Origin of the sequence: Bacillus sp. AFS029637, from assembly GCF_002584985.1 — a bacterium.
Classification (GTDB): domain Bacteria; phylum Bacillota; class Bacilli; order Bacillales; family Bacillaceae_G; genus Bacillus_A.
Map to the genome: position 1 here is coordinate 96,410 of NZ_NUPZ01000011.1, position 21,153 is coordinate 117,562.

General features: G+C 32.9%; 20 protein-coding genes and 1 pseudogene. 1 reads left to right on the plus strand and 20 read right to left on the minus strand.

Annotated features, from left to right (window positions below):
• Positions 1-8: 8 nt before the first annotated feature.
• On the minus strand, positions 9-248 hold the full coding sequence (locus COE49_RS04495; RefSeq protein WP_088229986.1) for a DUF896 domain-containing protein: 240 nt from the start codon (positions 246-248) through the stop codon (positions 9-11).
• Between the two features lie 45 nt (positions 249-293).
• Positions 294-950, minus strand: coding sequence for a YneB family resolvase-like protein (locus tag COE49_RS04500; protein WP_098252577.1), 657 nt, complete (start codon positions 948-950; stop codon positions 294-296).
• A gap of 141 nt (positions 951-1,091) precedes the next feature.
• Between COE49_RS04500 and lexA the strand changes: the two genes are divergently transcribed.
• A complete protein-coding gene (gene lexA / locus COE49_RS04505; RefSeq protein WP_141524753.1) occupies positions 1,092-1,712 on the plus strand; it encodes a transcriptional repressor LexA in 621 nt (206 codons plus the stop codon).
• 96 nt (positions 1,713-1,808) lie between these two features.
• Here lexA and COE49_RS04510 read toward each other — a convergent pair whose 3' ends face one another.
• The 18 genes and pseudogenes from COE49_RS04510 to COE49_RS04590 all read right to left on the minus strand — a co-directional run bounded on the left by COE49_RS04510 (position 1,809) and on the right by COE49_RS04590 (position 21,130).
• Positions 1,809-2,612, minus strand: coding sequence for a DUF4097 family beta strand repeat-containing protein (locus tag COE49_RS04510; protein WP_098357360.1), 804 nt, complete (start codon positions 2,610-2,612; stop codon positions 1,809-1,811).
• Complete coding sequence (locus COE49_RS04515; RefSeq protein ID WP_098252575.1) at positions 2,613-3,155, minus strand: DUF1700 domain-containing protein; 543 nt, start codon at positions 3,153-3,155, stop codon at positions 2,613-2,615.
• Positions 3,148-3,471, minus strand: coding sequence for a PadR family transcriptional regulator (locus COE49_RS04520; RefSeq protein WP_140417307.1), 324 nt, complete (start codon positions 3,469-3,471; stop codon positions 3,148-3,150). The genes COE49_RS04515 and COE49_RS04520 overlap by 8 nt, the downstream gene beginning before the upstream one ends.
• 228 nt (positions 3,472-3,699) lie before the next feature.
• Complete coding sequence (locus COE49_RS04525; RefSeq protein ID WP_098252574.1) at positions 3,700-5,499, minus strand: ABC transporter ATP-binding protein; 1,800 nt, start codon at positions 5,497-5,499, stop codon at positions 3,700-3,702.
• Positions 5,500-5,510: 11 nt separating this feature from the next.
• Complete coding sequence (locus COE49_RS04530; RefSeq protein ID WP_098252573.1) at positions 5,511-6,698, minus strand: nucleotidyltransferase domain-containing protein; 1,188 nt, start codon at positions 6,696-6,698, stop codon at positions 5,511-5,513.
• 1 nt (position 6,699) lies between these two features.
• Complete coding sequence (locus COE49_RS04535) at positions 6,700-7,173, minus strand: lasso peptide biosynthesis B2 protein (RefSeq protein ID WP_098252572.1); 474 nt, start codon at positions 7,171-7,173, stop codon at positions 6,700-6,702.
• Between the two features lie 36 nt (positions 7,174-7,209).
• Positions 7,210-7,518, minus strand: a complete 309-nt coding sequence (locus tag COE49_RS04540) for a lasso peptide biosynthesis PqqD family chaperone (RefSeq protein WP_098252571.1) — start codon at positions 7,516-7,518, stop codon at positions 7,210-7,212.
• Entirely contained in the window at positions 7,481-8,452 is a 972-nt protein-coding gene (locus COE49_RS04545; protein WP_088229995.1) for an aldolase, read from the minus strand. Before COE49_RS04545 ends, COE49_RS04540 begins: the two co-directional genes overlap by 38 nt.
• A gap of 79 nt (positions 8,453-8,531) precedes the next feature.
• Complete coding sequence (locus COE49_RS27155) at positions 8,532-8,657, minus strand: paeninodin family lasso peptide (protein WP_140417308.1); 126 nt, start codon at positions 8,655-8,657, stop codon at positions 8,532-8,534.
• Positions 8,658-8,682: 25 nt separating this feature from the next.
• Positions 8,683-10,611, minus strand: a pseudogene (locus tag COE49_RS04550) (asparagine synthase-related protein); the annotation flags it as partial.
• A gap of 295 nt (positions 10,612-10,906) precedes the next feature.
• Positions 10,907-12,061 (minus strand): aminotransferase class I/II-fold pyridoxal phosphate-dependent enzyme, encoded by a 1,155-nt coding sequence (locus COE49_RS04555; protein WP_098945719.1) that lies wholly within the window; start codon positions 12,059-12,061, stop codon positions 10,907-10,909.
• Between the two features lie 31 nt (positions 12,062-12,092).
• Complete coding sequence (locus tag COE49_RS04560; protein ID WP_098945720.1) at positions 12,093-12,788, minus strand: HAD family hydrolase; 696 nt, start codon at positions 12,786-12,788, stop codon at positions 12,093-12,095.
• A 1-nt stretch (position 12,789) separates the two neighbouring features.
• A complete protein-coding gene (locus COE49_RS04565; protein WP_098945721.1) occupies positions 12,790-13,767 on the minus strand; it encodes an ATP-grasp domain-containing protein in 978 nt (325 codons plus the stop codon).
• Positions 13,754-14,359, minus strand: a complete 606-nt coding sequence (locus tag COE49_RS04570) for a sugar transferase (RefSeq protein ID WP_098945722.1) — start codon at positions 14,357-14,359, stop codon at positions 13,754-13,756. The genes COE49_RS04565 and COE49_RS04570 overlap by 14 nt, the downstream gene beginning before the upstream one ends.
• 254 nt (positions 14,360-14,613) lie before the next feature.
• Positions 14,614-15,690: an acyltransferase family protein gene (locus tag COE49_RS04575; RefSeq protein WP_098945723.1), complete on the minus strand. Its 1,077-nt coding sequence runs from the start codon at positions 15,688-15,690 to the stop codon at positions 14,614-14,616.
• Between the two features lie 203 nt (positions 15,691-15,893).
• Positions 15,894-18,458 (minus strand): right-handed parallel beta-helix repeat-containing protein, encoded by a 2,565-nt coding sequence (locus COE49_RS04580; RefSeq protein ID WP_098945724.1) that lies wholly within the window; start codon positions 18,456-18,458, stop codon positions 15,894-15,896.
• A gap of 163 nt (positions 18,459-18,621) precedes the next feature.
• Entirely contained in the window at positions 18,622-19,683 is a 1,062-nt protein-coding gene (locus COE49_RS04585; protein WP_098945725.1) for a glycosyltransferase family 2 protein, read from the minus strand.
• A 307-nt stretch (positions 19,684-19,990) separates the two neighbouring features.
• On the minus strand, positions 19,991-21,130 hold the full coding sequence (locus COE49_RS04590) for a glycosyltransferase (protein ID WP_098945726.1): 1,140 nt from the start codon (positions 21,128-21,130) through the stop codon (positions 19,991-19,993).
• Positions 21,131-21,153 lie beyond the last annotated feature (23 nt).

The window sequence follows — 21,153 nt, forward strand, 5'->3', positions numbered from 1 at the left end:
CCCATCTTTTAGTTTAATTTTTCATTATCTTGCTTTTTTAAAGCTTTTAATTTCGTCGGTGTAACATCTGTACCTTCTTCGTTAACAACTTTAATCCCTTTAAGTTCGTTTAACATATTTTGACGAAATCCTTTTAAATATTGTTCACGTAGCGATTGACGCTCACGTTGTTCTTCTTCAGTTAAACCTTCAGCTTTTGCTTTTTTCGCTAAGAAGTTAATGCGTTCAACGAGTTCGTGATTAATCATCTCGAATCCCCCTTCTAATCAAAACTGATTATTATCATACAATAGTTACTCTTCTTTATCAAGCAATTGCTTTGTGTACTCTACATATCTACGATGTACAGTCGCTTTTGAAACATTATGACCAAATCCACGAAGCGTTGCCGCAATTTCTTCGAAAGTAAGTTCATTCCTACGTAAACGTACAATTTCTTCAATTGGCACCTCTTTTTTCTCTCGGCCTACGCTTAAATTACGATTTTTTAAATTATTTTCTGGGCGATAGCCTTTTTCTACTGCGCGCTGCATGCCACGTTTAATTTTCAAGTTATGAATCTTTCTTTGATACTCTTCAACAATCCCGATTATATCTAAAACCATCGAATCAGAATCCGAAAGCTGTAATTCACCACTATGAGTATGTGTATACACTTTTATTCCCTCTTTATGTAAACAGTGCATTAATGCAATCTTCGCATTCCCCCTACCGAGGCGCGTTTCATCTTGTATAAGTAGCACATCAATTTGTTCATCTCGAATTGTATCCAGCACTTCTAATATACCGTCACGTTCAATGGTATAACCACTAGCCTGCTCTTCAATTACTTTTATAACATTCATTTGATAGCGCTCAGCTAAATGCAATAATTCATCTTTTTGACGTAATAATGATGTTTCCTGTGCTTCTTTTGTTGTACTCACACGTGCATAAATAATTGCATTCATTTTGAACCCCTCTTTCTCGCTATATTTTCCCTCTAGTGTAACATAAATCCGCCTTTTGTTCGAACTTATGTTTGTAGAATGTTTTTTCGCATGTTATACTTATTAATAAGAAAAATGAAAGAAAACGAGGTGTTAGAAAACATGGAAAAGTTAACGAAACGCCAGCAAGACATTCTCGACTTTATTAAGCTAAAAGTACAAGAAAAAGGATATCCACCTTCCGTACGTGAAATCGGTCAAGCAGTCGGCCTCGCTTCTAGTTCTACAGTGCACGGACATTTATCACGACTAGAAGAAAAGGGATATATTCGACGCGATCCAACAAAACCACGAGCAATTGAAATTTTAGGTGACGATCGAATGAATACAGAAACACAATCTGTTATTCAAGTTCCAATCATCGGAAAAGTTACTGCTGGATTACCGATTACAGCAGTTGAAAGTGTAGAAGATCACTTCCCACTTCCAGCTAGCATTGTTGCTGGAGCAGATCAAGTGTTCATGTTACGTATTTCTGGAGATAGTATGATTGACGCTGGTATATTTGATGGCGATTTAGTTGTTGTTCGCCAACAACAGTCTGCATATAACGGTGAAATTGTAGTGGCTTTAACAGAAGACAACGAAGCAACTGTTAAACGCTTTTATAAAGAAAAAGACCACTTCCGTCTACAACCGGAAAACTCTTCATTAGAACCTATCATTTTAAAACAAGTGTCAGTTATCGGAAAAGTAATTGGTGTATATCGTGATTTACATTAAAAAATAATAAAAGAAGATAATTACCTTATTTATATAGGCAATTATCTTCTTTTTATATTTTGATAGAATTCCATTCAAAAACGCACATATTATTTATTAACGTGTTTCTATAGTAACATCTCCAGCAGCGGTTTTGCCGCTAATCTTTGTACTCCCATTACCAATTGTTACGTTTCTATTTTCTTCATTAAAAATCGTTACATCTCCAGCAGCACTTTGCCCACTTATAACTGCATTTTGTGGTTTTTCCAATAAAGTAATATCTATGTCTCCAGCGGTTGAACTTGCCTCTAAATCATATTTAGAATCATGGTCCATAATTTCTACATCTCCACTAGCTGTTTTCGCTGTCACTTTCCCTATTACTTTTTCAAAATTCACCTCACCAGCTTTTGTAGACCCCTCCACATTCTTAGCTGTTATATGTTTCAAATCCACTTCTCCAGCAAGTGTCTCCACTCTTACACGGTCACTTTTCACATCACTAATTTCTATTTGTCCAGCGGATGATTTTACTTTTATCTCTTGGTAAAAACGTTCAGGTACAAATATAGTCACTGTAGGCGTTTGAAATCTGAAATTGTAAAATGAAAAATCAAACGAATCACCATTTTCTCTTCCACCTATAATTTTTAATGCGTCACCCTCTTCAACAATACGAATCTCCTGTTTTCGCACATCCCCTGTTTGCTTTACATAAAAAGAGGAGTCCGGAGATTTTTGGATAACAACATCTCCAGCATCCAAATCAACTTCTACGTTTTTTAACGCTTCGTTTTTAATAACATCTTCCTTATTTCCCGTCTCGACATTTGCTACTGCTTTTTTATATGTTTGCGAAATCCCTATTACTCCAACAATGATACAAGCGATAGCTACTAACAGTATTTTTTTCATCATCTACTCCCCTTTTATCATTTTGAAGTTCCATATGACATATCGTACGCATAATTTCTTAAACCACTTCGTACTATAATAAGCAATAATACATAACAACAAACCTACTCCAACAAATGTTATACTAACGAAAAGATCTAACCATATAAAAGTGCCCATAAATACTTTTACAATAACGAAAAACGGTGTCACTACACTAGCAATACCACCAACCCAAAAGGAAAATATAAAAGCGATAATTGCAACTAACGGGCCTAACACAATAATAAAATTAAACAAACTAAGTCCAATCGCTGCCATGACAGCTCTTGTCACATTTGAAGTCGACGGATCTTTTTTCATCTCATCAAATCGATACATCGCTAGCAATTCTTTTGCAATTGCTTTCGGGGAACCTAGCCCTTTTATTATTTCCGATTCACTTTTCCCTTCTTCTATTCCGAATTGAAAGTGCTCTTCATAATCAAACAAAATATCCTGCCGCTCTTCTTCTGGTAACTTTCTAAGCTGATTCGATAACTCCTTAAGAAACTGTTCTTTATTCATCCCAATTCACCCCTTCAATAATTTCTTGTACACCTTTCGCAAAATCTCGCCACTCTGTTACCAATAGCTTAAGTTGCATCTCCCCTTGCTCTGTTAACTGATAATATTTACGAGGCGGCCCCTCTGTAGACTCTTTTAAGTACGTTTGAAAATATCCCTCTTTCGTTAAACGACGCAATAATGGATACACAGACCCTTCCGATATTAAAAATTTATTTGAGATTTGCTGAACAAGTTCATAACCATAACTATCTTTACGTTTCACAAGTGCCAAAACACATAGTTCTAACACACCTTTTTTAAACTGAACGTTCAATTGCAATCCCCCTTTCTTACCTTAGTACTGTTCAATACACGGTAGCCCTTTTATCCATAATATACCACTTGGTACTATCTATTGCAAGGTACCTATTTATATTTATTTCCTAAATTTAGAAAACGCACAAATAAAAGCCCGAATAAGATCTTGTTATAACTGACCTTTACTCGGGCTTTTATTCGATTCGAACTGTATGAACACAAAACTTCATTCACTCTTGCTCCTCTATGAACCAACTTCCATTTGTGAGCCCAATAAATTTCGAAACACACCTTTCCTCTCCTTAGCCAATTGATTAAATTCACCTTTTTGTACAATTTCACCTTTCCCTAACACAATAACTTGATCTGCGTTGCGTATAGTAGATAAGCGATGTGCAATAACAACGATAGTCATCGTTCCTTTCAATCTTTCTATTGCTGATTGAATTTTCACTTCATTTTCAGTATCTAACGCACTCGTAGCCTCATCTAATACTAAAATCGACGGTTTTCTTAAAATGGCCCGAGCTAATACAAGTCGCTGACGTTCACCACCCGAAAGCCTCACCCCGCGATCTCCAATCAACGTATCAAGCCCATTTGGAAGCATTCGTACAAATTCAGTTGCTGCCGCAAATTCTAATGCAGACCAAATTTGTTCTTCACTTGCATTCGAATCAATCATCAATAAATTTTCTCTTATACTAGCATTAAATAAGAACGGATCTTGTGGTACATAGCTAATAGCCCGCCTTAATGACAATAAATTATCAGTTGTAAGAAGAGTACCATCTATTAATACTTGACCTTTTTCTGGTTGGATTAATCCCATTAACACATCAATTAATGTACTTTTTCCAGCACCAGAATGCCCCACAATGGCCGTCATACTATTTATAGGAATTTGCACATTAATATTTTGAAGTGCATATAAAGATTCTTGCTTATTATAACGAAAGTAAACATCCTTACACTCAATACCTTGTTTTATACAAATCGGCTCAATATGTTTTTGCTGATGTATATCCTGCATTTCAATCGCTTCCTTACATTCCTCTTGCAACTCCCATAATGACTTAAAAGCAGGAATACTTGCAGCCAGTTGTTCTAAATTTGATTGAATTGTCATGAATCTCGGCCATAGTCTGGAAAAGATGAGGATAATTAGTAGTAATTGGGTGGATTGCGCTTGAAACATACTTACTGATAATAATAAAAAAAATGCAATTAATATAGCCATTGAAACTTTATAAAACAATTGAGAGTTCGATCTTATTCTCATATACTCCATTTGCTCATTACTCATCTTTTCTGTTATAGATTGTAGCCAATCTAAACGTGATGATTCCAAAGTATTACTCTTTATATCTTTAATTCCATTAAAATGATCTGTTATACCAGAAAGATAGTCTTTTGCCAATTCTGAGGTCTTACCGCCTAATATTCGTGCTTTTTTTATAAAAACACGAGAAGCTACCAAGAATAATAAGCCAAAGACCAAAACAAATATAGTTATTTGAGGAGATAATAAAAACGCAATCCCCACCTGTATAAATGTAAACAGAATAGCAGCTAACAATTGTAAAATTAAATTAACCCCATAACTTACACGAGCTAATTCTGTAGTTAATATATTTATTAGATTTGTTTTCCTTTTCTCTAGAAAAAAACTCCACTTTGCTTTTAAAATCATACTATATGTTTCTATTCTTAATTCTCGTACAAAAGCTTGTTGCGTTCTCGCATCCCTTAGCGTTATATTTCTTTGTAGTAAATTTTGACCTAACACTATTAGTATATATATACCTAAAATAGAAGCTAGACTTGTTGTTTTAGGAAAATCCTGCAAAAATCTAGAGACAGGTGCAATAAAAGTAGTCTCCTCGCCTATATTAATTATTCCAGTCATACTTATCATAGGAATTAATAAAATAATACCTATCCCTTCAAGTAAACTTATTAAAACCATACCAAATAAATTCACATACAGTATGTTTCCCGCTGAAGAATATAATTTCTTCATAAAATATATAATATGATTCATCGATGTTCCCCCTATAACAAAGCAAGCTTCTTTGTTTTCCTCCAAAGACATAAAAACGGACGTAAAGGAAAATATAAAAAATGAAGAAATTTAGGTAACGGTAATGTTTTTGCATCAATTGGATAAGGATATAATTGGCTCATAATATATAAAATCTTTTGCTGATTAGACATTAGTGAAAATAAGTGTCGACTATGATAGATAAATACTTCTTCTGGGACAGGTTCGGTATGCAAATTTATCATTTGCTTGAAATAAAACAGCGCCTCTTGAGCTAACTGCTTTGAATGTTTTTTCGCTACCAATTCCATCATCCTTTCATCTAGTCGTACACCTAGCAATTGAGCTGCTAAAATTAATGCTTGTCCTCCTAAATGAAGCATGTGATATTTTCTCATTAACTTATAAATCTCACTCCAATTAAGATCTTGATCGACAATTTTTTTTATATCCACTAACCAGCGTAATCTGGACCAACCATGTCTAGCACCATGAGATACAAGAAATAAAAATAAATCTTCCTCCCCTAACATATATACAGAATTACTCGTAAGGGTACTTTTTCTCTTTCGCTTCCAAAGTTCTTCAAACCCAGGTTCCTTACCCGGTCCGGGGTTTAACCTCCAATGAATCTCAAGCTTAATCTGCTTTGTTGGATGAAAAAATGTTATATGATGATGCCTCCATTTCCAATCATTTAATATCGTTTGAATATAATCATCTTTTACATACCCCTGCTCTAAAAGTAGCATTTCTACTTTTTCTAAATTTCGCATCGGAATTAGAACGTCCAAATCACAGGATGTTCGTAAAGAAATATCCCCATATAAGTCCTGAGATAGTACAGGTCCTTTTAGAAAAATCATACGAATCTCATTTTCATTACATAGTTTATTTATTCGTTCCATTTCAGCACTTAAATAAAGCATGTGAAATGTATTTTTTTTATATTTTCTATTCAAGGTTTGTACAATATTTGAAGGAATTAGTTCCTCATCCACCTGTTTAAGTTTTTGATATATCACCGGATAAACGCGATGATGCACAGCTTGCTCAAGAAATACCTCCCAATCAATATCCGAAAACCATTCATTACTGTAAGTTTGTACTGTTTCGTCATCTTGTAACTTCAAAATTGCCAAAAGAAGTTTCAATTCCTTAGACATGAACTCTACATCCAGACCAAAATCTTTCTCCATTTTATTCTCCTTTAATAGTGTCCTCACTTAGCCTCTTTGCAAATGATCCAACGACAGTAAATTTCTCCATTCCTTCTAATCCAGTAACATAAAAAGAACCGCTCCGTAGCCATGCATGCGCAATTAATTCCCCATGACTATCCTTAGCAGTTCCTAAATAAAGAGTACTCTCAATGTGACGTTTTTCGAGCATTTTCATCCCAGCTATAGCTTTAACAAGACACTGACTTTCCCAAAAAGTATAACGACTCATAATAGAGATAGCTTCAGACACCTTCTTTAGTGTATCCCCGTGTGGCTGAATTTGGGAAACTGATGTTTCGTTCATGTAATCCCCTAAAGAAGGTGCAACTTTGGAAAAGGTAATACTTTTTAGTACACGCGCCCACCCTAAAAAAATAAAAGCCTCTAAAAATAAAAGCTTTGTTTCCATGTTCAGCGATAAAAATACCCTTAACCTTTTCACAATATTCATTAATCCCTTCCTAACAGTTCTCTTGAAATTACGAATTTATCTATTAGATTGATCTTTTATTTGAATTAAACCTTCTTGAAATAAACACTCTAAAAAGGAAAGAACTTGCTCTTCACAATCTTTTCGTTCAATTTCATAGTTAGATACTAACATAGTAACAAGCTGATTAATTTTTATCGGCTTTTCAATACGCTCCCATATTTCTCCGCCTATTTCACCTAAGTTATAATAATTTCCTTTTTGGACATTTAACATAACTTTTTCTCCATCCATATCACTTACTATATTACCTTCACTCTGTACAACATTATGTTCTAATGATATGTTTCTCGAATGAACAACCATCAACCATACTCCCTTTCTGTATAGTATTTAAAATAACTTGCACAAGCTCATGAGCTGTAAATTTCGAATCCGGGCGTCTTAATTGAAACATCTCCATTCCACTTGCAACATTAGATGAAGTTTCAAAATGCCATTCCATCAATCCTAATTTAGAAATCAAAGAATTTCTAAAAGTATGTTGGTATAACTTGTACAAGCGTGTGAGACCTTCTATACGGATCATCTCAATATCTTCTCCCTGCGTTTTTACTAATTCAATAACACCAGCAAGAGGTAATGGATCGGGGAAAAATTGAGAATTCACAGGAACAGCATACTTCGTTTCTCTTTCAAACAAAGGGCTAAATTGCGCTACTTCCATTCCCAACTCATTTATGCTCTCTTGCCATAATTTTTGTTGTGCATAAGAAGGATGAACTACTGCATTATTTTTATTCAAAAGAGACACAGCAACTACATCATCACTTAAAAGTTGATATCCTGCATTCAAAAAAGCCGAGGCTAACGTTGATTTTCCAGCTCCTGAATCACCAATTAATGCATACGCTTTCCCATCTATGGCGATTACACTCCCATGCAATGGAAGTATTTTCCGTTGCATTAAAATTGCCCCCATACAAGTTCCCAGAATGTATAATCGAATTTTATCTTCTTTCGCCTCTGGCATAGGTGAAAAAGTAATTTTCTCGCCCGCTTGGATAGAAAATATTGCAGTTTGAGGAACATGAAACATCACTACATCATCTTCCACTACAATGGTTTTTTGTTGTGATTCGTCATATCTATCCCACCGTTCAGATAAATCAGTTATTTCGATTTGAACATCTGCCATCTCTTTCTTTTCATTCATCTGAGACAACTCGGGTAATGGGATTTCACTTACTATTTTTAACCCGAAGGCTTTGTATAACACATTTCCCCTCGAATCGATCATCCTATTCACCCCACATTGTCAATTTTTTTGAAAGCTCTTATATAATAAAAATATATAAGAGCTTTAGTTTTCCAATCACTTAACTATACTTCACTGGATCATCTGGATCAGGTTGAACTGCGTCAGGAAGTCTATGTCCTGGACCCGCCATAGTCATATTAATATTAAGTACTTCTAATACAGGTTGTTTCCATTCCTTTTTCATACGTATCACCTCCTTTCATATTAATTTTTTTTATAAATCGATAGAAGATTAAGCTACGCATTAAAATTCTAAAATCTAAATCAAATGCATACTCTGATCGAGGTTCTTTACATATTTTTGAGATAGCTTTCTTAATTACCTCTACATTTAGAAATTCAGAGATTATTGGATCTACACTAAGTTCTTGAACTTCCTCAATAAATTCATTCCAAAAAGGAGCCATACGGTAAACACCATCTGCACCTTGAACACCTCGGACGCGTTGATTTAATCGTACTTTATCAGGAAGGAAATTTTTTGTGGCTCTCCGGATAAGCGATCGATCTAAACCATTTTGAACATACTGTTCTTCCGGGACTGACAAACAAAATTGAATAATCCGTAAGTCATTTGTAGGATCACGATCCCATAAAGCATAACGTAACGATAATTTCGTTTCATACGTTCCATTTATGCTCCAATAATATGGTTTTTCAAATTGTTCTCTTTTCATGTCATATGCAGTTGAGATAGAAGTACCTGTTATATCAACATCCTGTTCTTTGAGCCTATCAAAAACATTCATTTTTTTTGCAAATTCCGGATTGATTATTATAGGAAAAACATCTTGTTCCTCTGAAGAAAGTAACTGATGAAAAAACGGAAAAGCTTTTCTTCTTACTACTTCAAAAACACGAGCTTTTTTCACTCCTAGATTTCTACTATATAAATGTAGTTCACGATAAAAACGAATCCAATGTAATTTTTTTAACAGCATTGCCTGGTAATCTAACATAGGCCCCCACGATACTGTCCAATTACCTCTTTGGCCGCTAAGGAGTACTCCTATGTCACGCTGAGATGCTTTTTCATAAACTCCCCTCAACCAAAAAGTATTCTCAAAAAATTTATACGGCATCTCCATTGTTTCCAGCCAATCATCAATTTCCGATAATGGGCTTCTTTCCGGTAATTCTAAATAATAATCCTGTATATTCCCTACATATTGTACAGTCGATTGAATAAATGGTCTTTCGTCAGCTATCCTACCTTTGTGCGTCCAATCTTCAAATCCTTCTGCCGGGACATAACTAAACGTATGTAATTTTTTATTTTCAGCACGTAAATCTTTTGCAGCAAAACTAACGACAGACCCTGAGTCTAGCCCTCCGCTCAAATGAGCTCCTACTTCGTGATGTGTTCGTAAACGTGCCTTCACTGCACTTTGATACACCTCTCGAAACGCCTCTTCATACTCTTCATTTGATTTTAAATTAAGCATTTTCCCAGCAGTTGGTATATAGTATCGCGAAAATTTGACTTTTCCATCCTTTACCAAAACAGTGTGTGATGGAGGCACCTGTTCTATATATTTATAGACTGTTAGCTGTGGATCTACTGACTCGAAATTTACAGGTATAGCTAAAAATTCAGCAATCCATTGCTCATTCAATGTTTTTTCAACATATGGTAGAGTAAATAACGGCTTTATGATAGTACAAAAAGCAAATTTATTCTCACTACGATAAAAATAAAGTGTTCGGCTCCCAGAAAAATCTCTAGCTCCGAACAGAATTTGTTTTTTCTCATCCCAAATCATAAAGGCAAAATCGCCCACCAAATATTTTGGAGCCGCTTCCCCCCATTTCTCATAAGAGAGTAAAATTAACTCGCTATCTGTCATGTTTTTTCTATCTGCATAATCTACTTGTAATTTTTCAAACAACTCATAACGATTATCAATAATAGCATCTGCTGTAATTGCCAGTTGTTTTTCATAATTATAGAAAGGTAATTGCTCACCAACTGACTCTGGTGTAATCCATTGTGCGTGACATCCCAGAAAAGCGTTTTCTTTATGCCATATTTGAATATCATCAGCAGGGTACTTTTGTAAGTCACTCATTAATCGTGTGCCATGTTCCATTGCTACAGGTTCATTATTAAAGTGAATAATACCAGTTATAGCGCTCATTTTTCCCCTCCTATTATAGGAAAAGTTACTACAAATACTATTTATATATTAAATTCGTTAAACGTACCCCTTTTCCATTCTTTTTAACGAACAAAAACACTTATTTTATTACCTTCTTAACTACATGCTTTAATTCATTTTTAAATTAAGTTTTAGATACTTAAAACCTAACACTGTACCCTTTTCATGTCAATTCAAACTAGATACTCCCAAACGACTTTCACAAAAAATTCATTATAAAGAACAAAGGGTAGGACGTATACAATTCTCCACTTTTACTTACTTTTTATTACTTTCATTCTATAGCTTTTAAAACGCCTTGAATGACCCTTTGTTGATCTTCAACTAACATATTAGATCCTGAAGGCAAACAAATCCCACTTTGAAATAGATGCTGCGACACATCTTCATTTTTGCTATGCGGATAATACTTCTTCTTTTTAAAGAGCGACTGCGTATGAAGTGGCTTCCACATAGAACGCGCTTCAATATTCTCTACCTCTAAATCCCTCAATAATTTTCCAATAGAGATCCCGGATTCCTTTTCATCAATTGTCAATGTAGTGAGCCAACGATTTGAACGAGTATTTTCTAATTCCGGCATAAAATAAAATCCTGGTATGAAAGATAGCGCCTCATAATATTGTTTATATATAGACCTTCTAGCCCTCACCCTATCTTCTAACACTTCTAATTGTCCTCTTCCAATACCAGCTAATATATTACTCATTCGATAATTATACCCTACTTCACTATGCTCATAATGTGGTGCTGGATCCTTTGCTTGTGTCGCTAAAAATCTCGCTCTTTCTAATGCTTCCACATCATCAGAAACAAGCATTCCACCGCCCGAAGTTGTAATAATTTTATTTCCATTAAATGAATACACACCAAACTTTCCGAATGTACCACTTGCTTTACCTTTATATGTAGAACCTAAAGATTCTGCTGCATCCTCAATTATGGGAACATCATAGTGATTACAAAGCGAAAGAATTTCATCTAATTTCGCACTCTGACCATATAAATGAACAAGAATAACAGCCTTAGGTAATTTCCCTGCTTTATCAGCATCATGCAACGCAAGTGCTAGAGCTTGCGGTGACATGTTCCATGTTTCCGATTCTGAGTCAATAAATACCGGTTCAGCTCCCAAATAAACAATCGGATTTGCACTCGCTATAAAAGTGAGACTTGAACAAAAAACAGTATCCCCCTTTTGAACGTTTAATAATCGTAAAGCTAAATGAATGGCAGCAGTACCTGAACTCACCGCAGCCCCACCTTTAACTCCTACAAAAGAAGCAAGTTCTCTTTCAAATCCATCTACATTTGGACCAAGAGGTGCAATCCAATTTGAGTCAAAAGCATCTTTAATATATTTCTGTTCATTTCCACTCATGTGTGGTGAAGAAAGATAGATTCGTTTTTTGTGTTGAACGGTTTGCATGTAAACACATCCTCTATACATATTTAAAATATTATGTATCTAAAAACATATGTTTTAATACAGGTATATCAGGAAGTCTTCTTAAATTATTTATTGTATAATGTGCTTTATAATCTTGCTCAACTATACGATTACGGTAAATTCCATCTTCTCTATTAATATGAATTGTTATCCAGTTTAGTTTCTTCGCAGTTATAAAATCCTTACTTAAATTATCTCCTATATAAACACATTGCTGATGTGGAACCTGTAGTTCCTTACTTATTTTTTCATAAGGAATTTGGCTTGGCTTCCAATATTCTCTTCCAAGCTTATCAGTAAGAATAATCGAATGAAATCTCTCTTTTAACTTTAATGCATTTATTTTTCTTTCTTGGGCAACTAAATATCCGTCGGAAATTAGCCCTATTTTTACGTGATTAGTTAAATTATTCAGCACCCAATCCGCTTCCTCTAGTAATTGAATATCCGGTTTATGGATCCTATACTGTTCTATCAAATTACTAATCAATTTTTCATCATAATCAATATTTAACTTTTCAAGTGTTTTATTAAACACAAACTTTCTTTCCCCCGAATCGAATAATTGAATTGCTATATTATAAAATCCAATTTTCTTATAGTTCTCTTTAATCCAATCATCCACTGCTTTAAAGCCACTTACGACATAATCTTTTTCTTTATACAAAGTATCATCCATATCAAACACAATTGCTTTAATTACCATATTAAATACTCTCCATAAAAACCGCTTCATCATATCTAAGCATTGTTAAATCTTCTCTCCAATTGAAATCTTGCTCCGTAAACATTTTTCCTTGGCACATTTCAATTGTCCATAGTGGAAAATTCGCTCCCGCTTCAATTGATAACGGAATTCCTCCACCAAAACGAGGATTTATTTCAATAAACGTAATTTGCCCATCTTCCTTTTTAAAACATTGTAAAGTGATGCAACCAATGGGATTAGGAAGGGCTTTTATTACAGTTTCTGCTGCTTTGATAATATCAATATCCTTCTTGGTCATACCTTTACTTACCTCACCTGCTCGTGTCTCTATACGCAATCTAGGTACGATCGTTTTTATATTCCCATAAAAATCTACCATGACATCTATAGTATATTCCTCTCCTGAAACATACTCTTGTATCATAGCGTTAGGTATATACTCCTTAAAAAATTCCAATTCCTTTTCATTCATTATTTTTGTTACACCTTTACTAGAACTGCCATCATAAGGTTTAATTAATAATGGAAATTGATATTCTTTTCTTTCAATCTCCTCATCACTATATACTTTGGGCGTTGATATATTATTAGAAACAAAGAAGTTATATGTGTATTTTTTGTTGTGAGCAATTTTATTTAAGTCCATACTAGAAACTAGTACTTTTACACCAATACCTTCAAAAACCTTCGAATTATTAGCCAAAAGGATTAATTCTGTATCAATTAACGGAATTATTAGATTTATCATTTGAGATCTACATATTTTTAATAATTCATCTATATATCCCTCTTCATTTACACGCGGAACAATAAAATGCTTATGGCTAAAGTAACTAGTAGGAGCAGTTTCTTTTAAATCTGCAGTAAAAATGTTGCCTTTGATTCCTTCTTGTTTAAGCGCATCCTTAAATTGTTTAATTAAGGAGACCCTCCTACCAGAGCTAGTAAACAAAATATTCATTTCATTCTCCCCCATGTTCGATTTTCCCCTTAAAAATTGGCATAGTCACATGCTTATTATTTGTTATCCCTTCTGACTTTAAAACCTTACTAATAGTTAGATATAATATTTTCAAATCTAAAAGAAAGCTTTGATTCTCAACATACCATACATCTAATTTAAATTTCTCATCCCAGGAGATACTATTTCTTCCATTAATTTGAGCCCATCCAGTAATTCCAGGTCTAACATTATGCCTTTTAGCTTGTTCTTGCGAATATAAAGGCAAATATTCCATTAATAATGGTCGAGGACCAACCAAACTTAATTGACCTTTTAGCACATTTATTAATTGTGGTAATTCATCTAAACTATATTTCCGAAGAAATTTTCCAACTTTAGTTAATCTAGTGTAATCAGGTAGCAGCTTGCCATTACTATCTCTATCATCAGTCATCGTGCGAAACTTATAAAGATAAAAAGGCTGTCCGTGTATACCTGGGCGTTGTTGTTTAAATAGTATAGGTGAGCCTATTTTAAACTTAACTAGAACGGCCACTAAAAGAATAACATAGAAAAAACATAATAATAATAATAAAGAAATAAGTATATCAAAGAGTCTCTTCATTAATAATCATACTCCTTGTTAATATTTTTACGGATGCTTTTTCAAAGATAAATAAACCAAAAGACATTCGTTACAAACTTACCTCATTTCACTATACATCTTAGAAAAAATTTAAACCTCGTATTTTTAGTTCCTTTTTTATTTATACATTTAGTTTTTCTTTAATTTATTATCAATTTCATCTTTCGAAATTATTTATTCCAGCCACTTATTTATAATTCAATTCATAACAAACAACTACTTCAACGAAAAAACTATCCAATCGCTCTTTGATTATCACGTGTAATAAAGCTTTTGTTGTCAATCATTCGCGCTATAGGTTTGTATATACAATTGATTACATAAGATGAAGCAATACATAACGTTATCAACCAAATAAAAATTATGATTGGATATCTAGGTGCAAATATAAGCCCTGGAAAAATTGACATATAAAAAAACATATGAGTCAACCATATGTTTGTCGAATGCTCCCCCAAAAAGGATAATGTATGTTGTATAACACTACTCTTATTCATAAGAATAAAGAAACTTATAAATGCAATAGCCGTAAAAGGAGCGATAATCATAGATTCATAAAAAGCATGTAAAACTATTAACATAATAATCCCTATAGCACAAAGTATATTCTTATAGGGCATGTAATAACATTTATTATATATTTTTGAATAAATTTTTTCTTTCGCAAAAATAGTACCCACAATAAATGGAAGTAAAGATGTACCAACCAATACCACGGCATTTACTGACATACCCAGAATTGTATGATGCCCAACATCCAAAACATTTTTTATACGTTGAATATAACTCACTAAATATATAGCACCAAAAAGCAGTAACAAACTTATTGAATTATATTTTCTCACCAATTTAGTCAATAACGGTGCTAAAAAGACAAGAATAATATATGTCTGTAAAAACCACCATGCACCATTATATGAAGATGATAGTACAAAGACATTGAGAAAAAAACTTATTATACCACCTGAGAAAACCTCTGATTTACCTGCAAAAAAGCCAACAATAATAAATAGAACAAGCACTATCCAATAATTCATTAATAGTTTTAATATACGCATACAATTTCTACTTACATTTAATCTTTGTTCTTTATAAAAAATTACATATAAGCCATAACCACTTACAAAACAATATATAGGTACACACGCATCTCCAAATAATGCCAAATAGTAAATTAACGGTGTCCCATTGATTGTTAAAAAGGTTTCATACATCCCGTTAACTTCTTTCCTAGCAAACAGGTGAAGTAACAACATAAGTAATATAGCTGCTCCTTTTAACATTTTTGTATCACTTTTTGAAATTTCCATAAATAAAATCTCCTCCTTTCATACCTGCTGTTTTCTTATTATACATTCCACATCAGTTATTTTATTTAAATCGTATATATTTACTTTTAGCTGTCGTTATATGGCACTTCTTCCTAAAGTTCTAAAAGCTCAGCATAAATAAAAAGCCACTATGCTTATGAAAACATGGTAGCCTTTCTTTTTTATATTAATAATTAAGCATATTACGCATTCATTTGTCCGAGCATTACAAACATGGCCAATGGACCGATTTCCTTCCATACAATATCGTTATCAGTAATAGTACCGCTGGAAATTGTAGAAAAAGTGGGTGAGATTTTATGTGACGTACCATTATTTAGTGCTTCATATACATGGTTATCAAAATTAATTCTATTTCCTTTCACATAACTTTTAGACGCTGTCCACGTTTGATTATTTGCATATCCAGTTCTAGAACAAATCCAACCAATATATCCTCCTGCAATCGGATTTGAATTTCTTATTTCTTGTCCTAATCTATAATATCCTGTTGTTGGGATAGTTGGTATTCGATAGTATGGATCTATCACACCGTTAACAACATTTCCTTGTAGACATTCTTTTCCTGTAATCATCATTGTTGCATTATTTAACATGTTATTTTGCATTACAATTTGAAGTGTATTACTTGCTGTCCTATTATCTATTCCAACTTGCGTTAAATTTACTGCGGTTATAGTATTATTTTGGATCACTGCTTGCTTACCTGCAAATTCTCCATCTAAAATAACAATCGTTCTTTGAAGAGTATCATTTGTAACTTTTATAACATTTCCACTTAACACTATATCATCAGATACATTTTGAATATTTAAGACCGTTCCATTCGGTTTTTCAATATGACAATTAATCATCTTGAATGATTTGAGGTTATTTACTGTAAGTAACGTATTGTATCTATCCTTACTAATGAACTTACAATCTCTTAACTCTAAAGAGGTTGTTTTACTTGTTGCACCCAACAAATCAATTTCCTTAAAAAAACAATTCGTATATGTTCCGGCAAATAAGGTTGGGTTTGTAACATTATTAAATAGTGTATTTTCAAATATCCATCCTGGTTTAAATGTTCCTGCTGTTACATAATTTAAATACAACACATCTTGCCCTTCAAACACGCAGTTCGAAATTATTTGCGGCTCATTTTTAACCTCTAAAGTCCATTGATACAATGATGATAAGGAAGCTAATTTATCCGCATCATTAAAAAAACGACAAGAATCAACTTTAACTACATATGGAAAAGGTGTATCAATAATCATCTTACTATTACAAAAAACATTACTTACTATGTTAATAGACCTGTTCGCATATACACCCTGCGTGTTTATTTGTGTTCCATATACGTAATTATTAGAGAAAATAACATCGCCTGACAAAGAGATTTTTGTTAATCGAATATTATTTCCTGCCACCATTACCCTATCGGCGCCACCATTAACTGCTAGCCCAACATAAGCATTTGATACTGTATTCATAATAGAATTGTCCAATATATAGATAAATTTTCCATTTACAACAATAATATTGTAATTTTTATTATCATGAAAATTATTTCTTTCAATATAGATATATTGGTTTAAGTCATATCCATCTTCAACATCAATTCCACTTTGTGGATTAGTACCTGCAATATGATGAATATTATTATCTCGAATGTATACATTCTTTGCACCACATACACTAATTCCTTGTCTACGGCAGTCATGTAAATTACATTTCTCAATATACGTATATTGAGGGAACGAAGGCACTCGAACATTTATTAAGCAATTTGTAGGAGCAGGAACATTACCTTGATGCAGAACGATCTTAGCGTAACTTGCTCCTTTAGGAACCTCTACTTCATCAAAAAATTGCACATTATTTTTTGATGATATAAATACATCACTTAAAGTATAAAAAATCACATCATAATAATCACATTTTATATCAGAACCCAATGCTCCGTATCCATTTCCATACAAACCGAAGTAACCATACTTTACAATAGCCACTTGAGTCATATCAATTCTCAAATTGGAACGTATCTTTGTTGTACTACTTACTAATGAACCATCTATTGTATTAATTGCTCCCTGTTCAAATGAAATTGCTAATGATGTAGGGAAAGGTGAAATCTGACCAAAAGTACTATTCAGTGTAATCGCATCTCCTGTACAATCTAAAATATCTAGATTATCTAAAGATATAAACCTTGTATTATTCCCCCCATCAGCAGGTGGAGTAAAACTCCCAACTTCAATTCCGTACCCTCCCTCATGTGTTCCTCCACTCGAATAATCATGTGTATCTCTATCCCCTTGGATAATACCATTTGTAATCCTGGAGTAGATCTGATTTTTCCGAAAACTCACAATTGCATATCCTGTCAATTTATTCGTTTCTATTTTTAAGATTGAACCATTTAAATTGAGTGTAAGATAGCTTTGAGGTTCAATAGGATTTTGTTTATCAATTAAATATATACCTTTTGGTAACACAACTTCTGTATACCCTTGTTGCGATGCCCAAGCTAAAGCATTATTAATCCCTTGAGAAGTATTAACGGCATCAGTTCCATCATTCTTAACATTCCACCTATCTAATTCAAATGTATATATACTTAAAGAATTTGTAATCCCTAACGATTTTGGAATCCATTTTGATTGATTACTATCATAAGTCAAAATATCATCATTAGAAGGGGGCTTGCTTACAAAATTCAAATCACTCAAACTTCCAAGGCTAGCCTTTCTAATCCACATCAATTTACACCTCTTTTTCACTTTTCTATATATTATGTGCAACATGGTAAATTGATTGGATATAGTAGAATTAATTGTACTTTATAAATATCGATACAGGAATTCACTATTTAAAAAGAACTTTTATAATCCCTTTTGTATTTTCATAACTAATCACAATAAGTTAGATTACAGGAAACTTAGCAATAATATTTTTAATACCCCTTTTAATTTTCCCCTTTCTATACACTTTTTCACCTAGTACGTACAAATATTCTATATTTTTATATTTGATAGCCTCTAAATATTCCTTTGAAAAATAGTCCCGAGAACCTTCGTTATGCAAACATTCTATTACCTTTTCATTCGAAACATACTCTTCTATTAATTCTCTAATATGCACTTCACTCAGGTTACTATTAAACAAATTATATAGACATGTTTTAAATGTATTTAGCAACATTATACTAATTCCGTTGTATTGCTCTTGTTTAGTATCTAAATAATATTTATTAATAACTTCTTTTTGTATTTGATAACCATTGACCATATCCTCAAATAAATACGGCATATATTTGCTTGTTAGTCCACCCATCCTATAATAATATAAAGTCTCATCAATAATTGTTACCCTATTTGATTTTATAAACATTTCCAAATTATAAAAAAGATCCTCTCCCAAAAAATGTATTTTCCCTAAATATCCCCCACAACTTTCGAGTATCTTCCTTTTATATAACTTTGCAAATAACGAAGCTGGGAATGGGTGCCCCCAAAAGTATGCTACTACTAATTCTTGTCTTATTTCCTCCTTATCATAAATTCTATTATTATCGAAGTATTCACTTTTATTTTTTTTCTTAATCAACATACCATTACCTAGAACTTTATACGTATTACAAACTGTAATATCCGCAGAACTTTCAATAGAGTGTTTATATAGTATTTCAACCATTCTCCTGTCAATCCAGTCATCTGCATCAACGAACATGACATACTCAGAACTCGAAACTTCTATTCCTTTTTTTCGAGTTGGAATACTTCCCTCATTATTCTTATTTATTACAATGATTCTTCTATCTAGCTTTTCATATTTCCTACATATATCCAAACTACCATCTGAAGATCCATCATTCACTAAAATCAATTCCAAATCCTCAAATGTCTGGTTAAGAATAGAATTTATACATTTATCAATTTTTTTCTCTGCATTATAGATAGGTACTACTACACTTATCCGACTCATACACTTCACCGCCCTTTATCCAAATAGTCATAGTAATAAACTAAATTCTATCGTTCTTTTTAGATTTTATGGTACATCATTTAATCTCACAATGCTCTAACTGTTAAACATCTAGATGTATGTAATTAAAAAAACGCTATGCTTTTATACATAACGCCCTTTCTCTTCTAGAATAATATCATTCTTAATATATTTACTTATAATACACCTCCTTTCATTTTATTGTGCACATCAGAATCTTTATCTTCTTATTCTAAGCATAACCTCTATCGATTGAATTAACACAACATATAACATTTTTAGAGTTTTATTCATTCTCCCCACTTATGATCTGTTCGAATAATCTAATGTTTTTTTTATAGGAAAAAAACTCCTTTCGTTCTTTACTTTTCAATTTATAATACTCTATTAATTTAGGAGACGAGAGTATTTTTTTTAACCCTTCATAGATACCACCTTCACTATTTTCAACTAACAATCCATACTCTCCATTATCTAACATTTCAACAATTCCATTGCAATGCGTGCTTATAATTGGTAATTCCAAAATAATCGCTTCCGCTACAGCTAAAGGAAATCCCTCGGTTAATGAGGATGAGACATACATATTACACCTATTCATATATTTATATGGATTATCCTTAAATCCCAAAATATCTACTTTCCTACTTAAAATGGGTGTATGAAAAATCATTTCATTTAATTTTTCTCTTTCAGGACCATCTCCTAAAATTATCAAATTAAAATCATAACCTTCACTTAATAATCTTTTACATGAACGTATTAACCTATCAATGCCCTTTTCAGCACTTAATCTACAAGAACATACGATGTTTATACCACCCTTGAATTCATAGTCCAATACCTCTTCATGAGATAGTTTTATTATTTCATTATTATTAATCGGATTAAACAACACTTGACATCGTTCGTTCAAGTCATATTTATTACCAAATCGTTTTCGTGCAGCATTTGTTAACGTAATTATTGTATCGAATTTTCTGTAAGCTCGTCTTTGAATCCATCTTTTATAATTAATAAATGTAGTTGATTCCTCAGTTTCAAGATGTTCCAACCCTCCATGAATCCACATAACTTTATAACACTTATTAATACTAATTGGGTATGAAAAAAAGTCTTTAGTAGTTACTATAATGTCATAATTCTCTTTAACTATGAACTTATTCACAAATATATGAGGCAAACATATAAATAAGTAATACAGTAATCTTTTATAAATGCCTTTAACAGGTTTATTAAAAAGATATTGTATTCTAACATTTTCCGGGATTTTTTTTATATTCTCCTTCTCGCCTTCAGTTCTATACATAATAAACAGAGTTACTTCAAATTTAGTATAATCCAACCCATTCAAAGTATTCACTATAACTTTTTCGACTCCACCTATTGACATTATATCTGTGACTAACAAAAGTTTCTTTTTCAATCAAAAACACCCTTTCAGAAAAA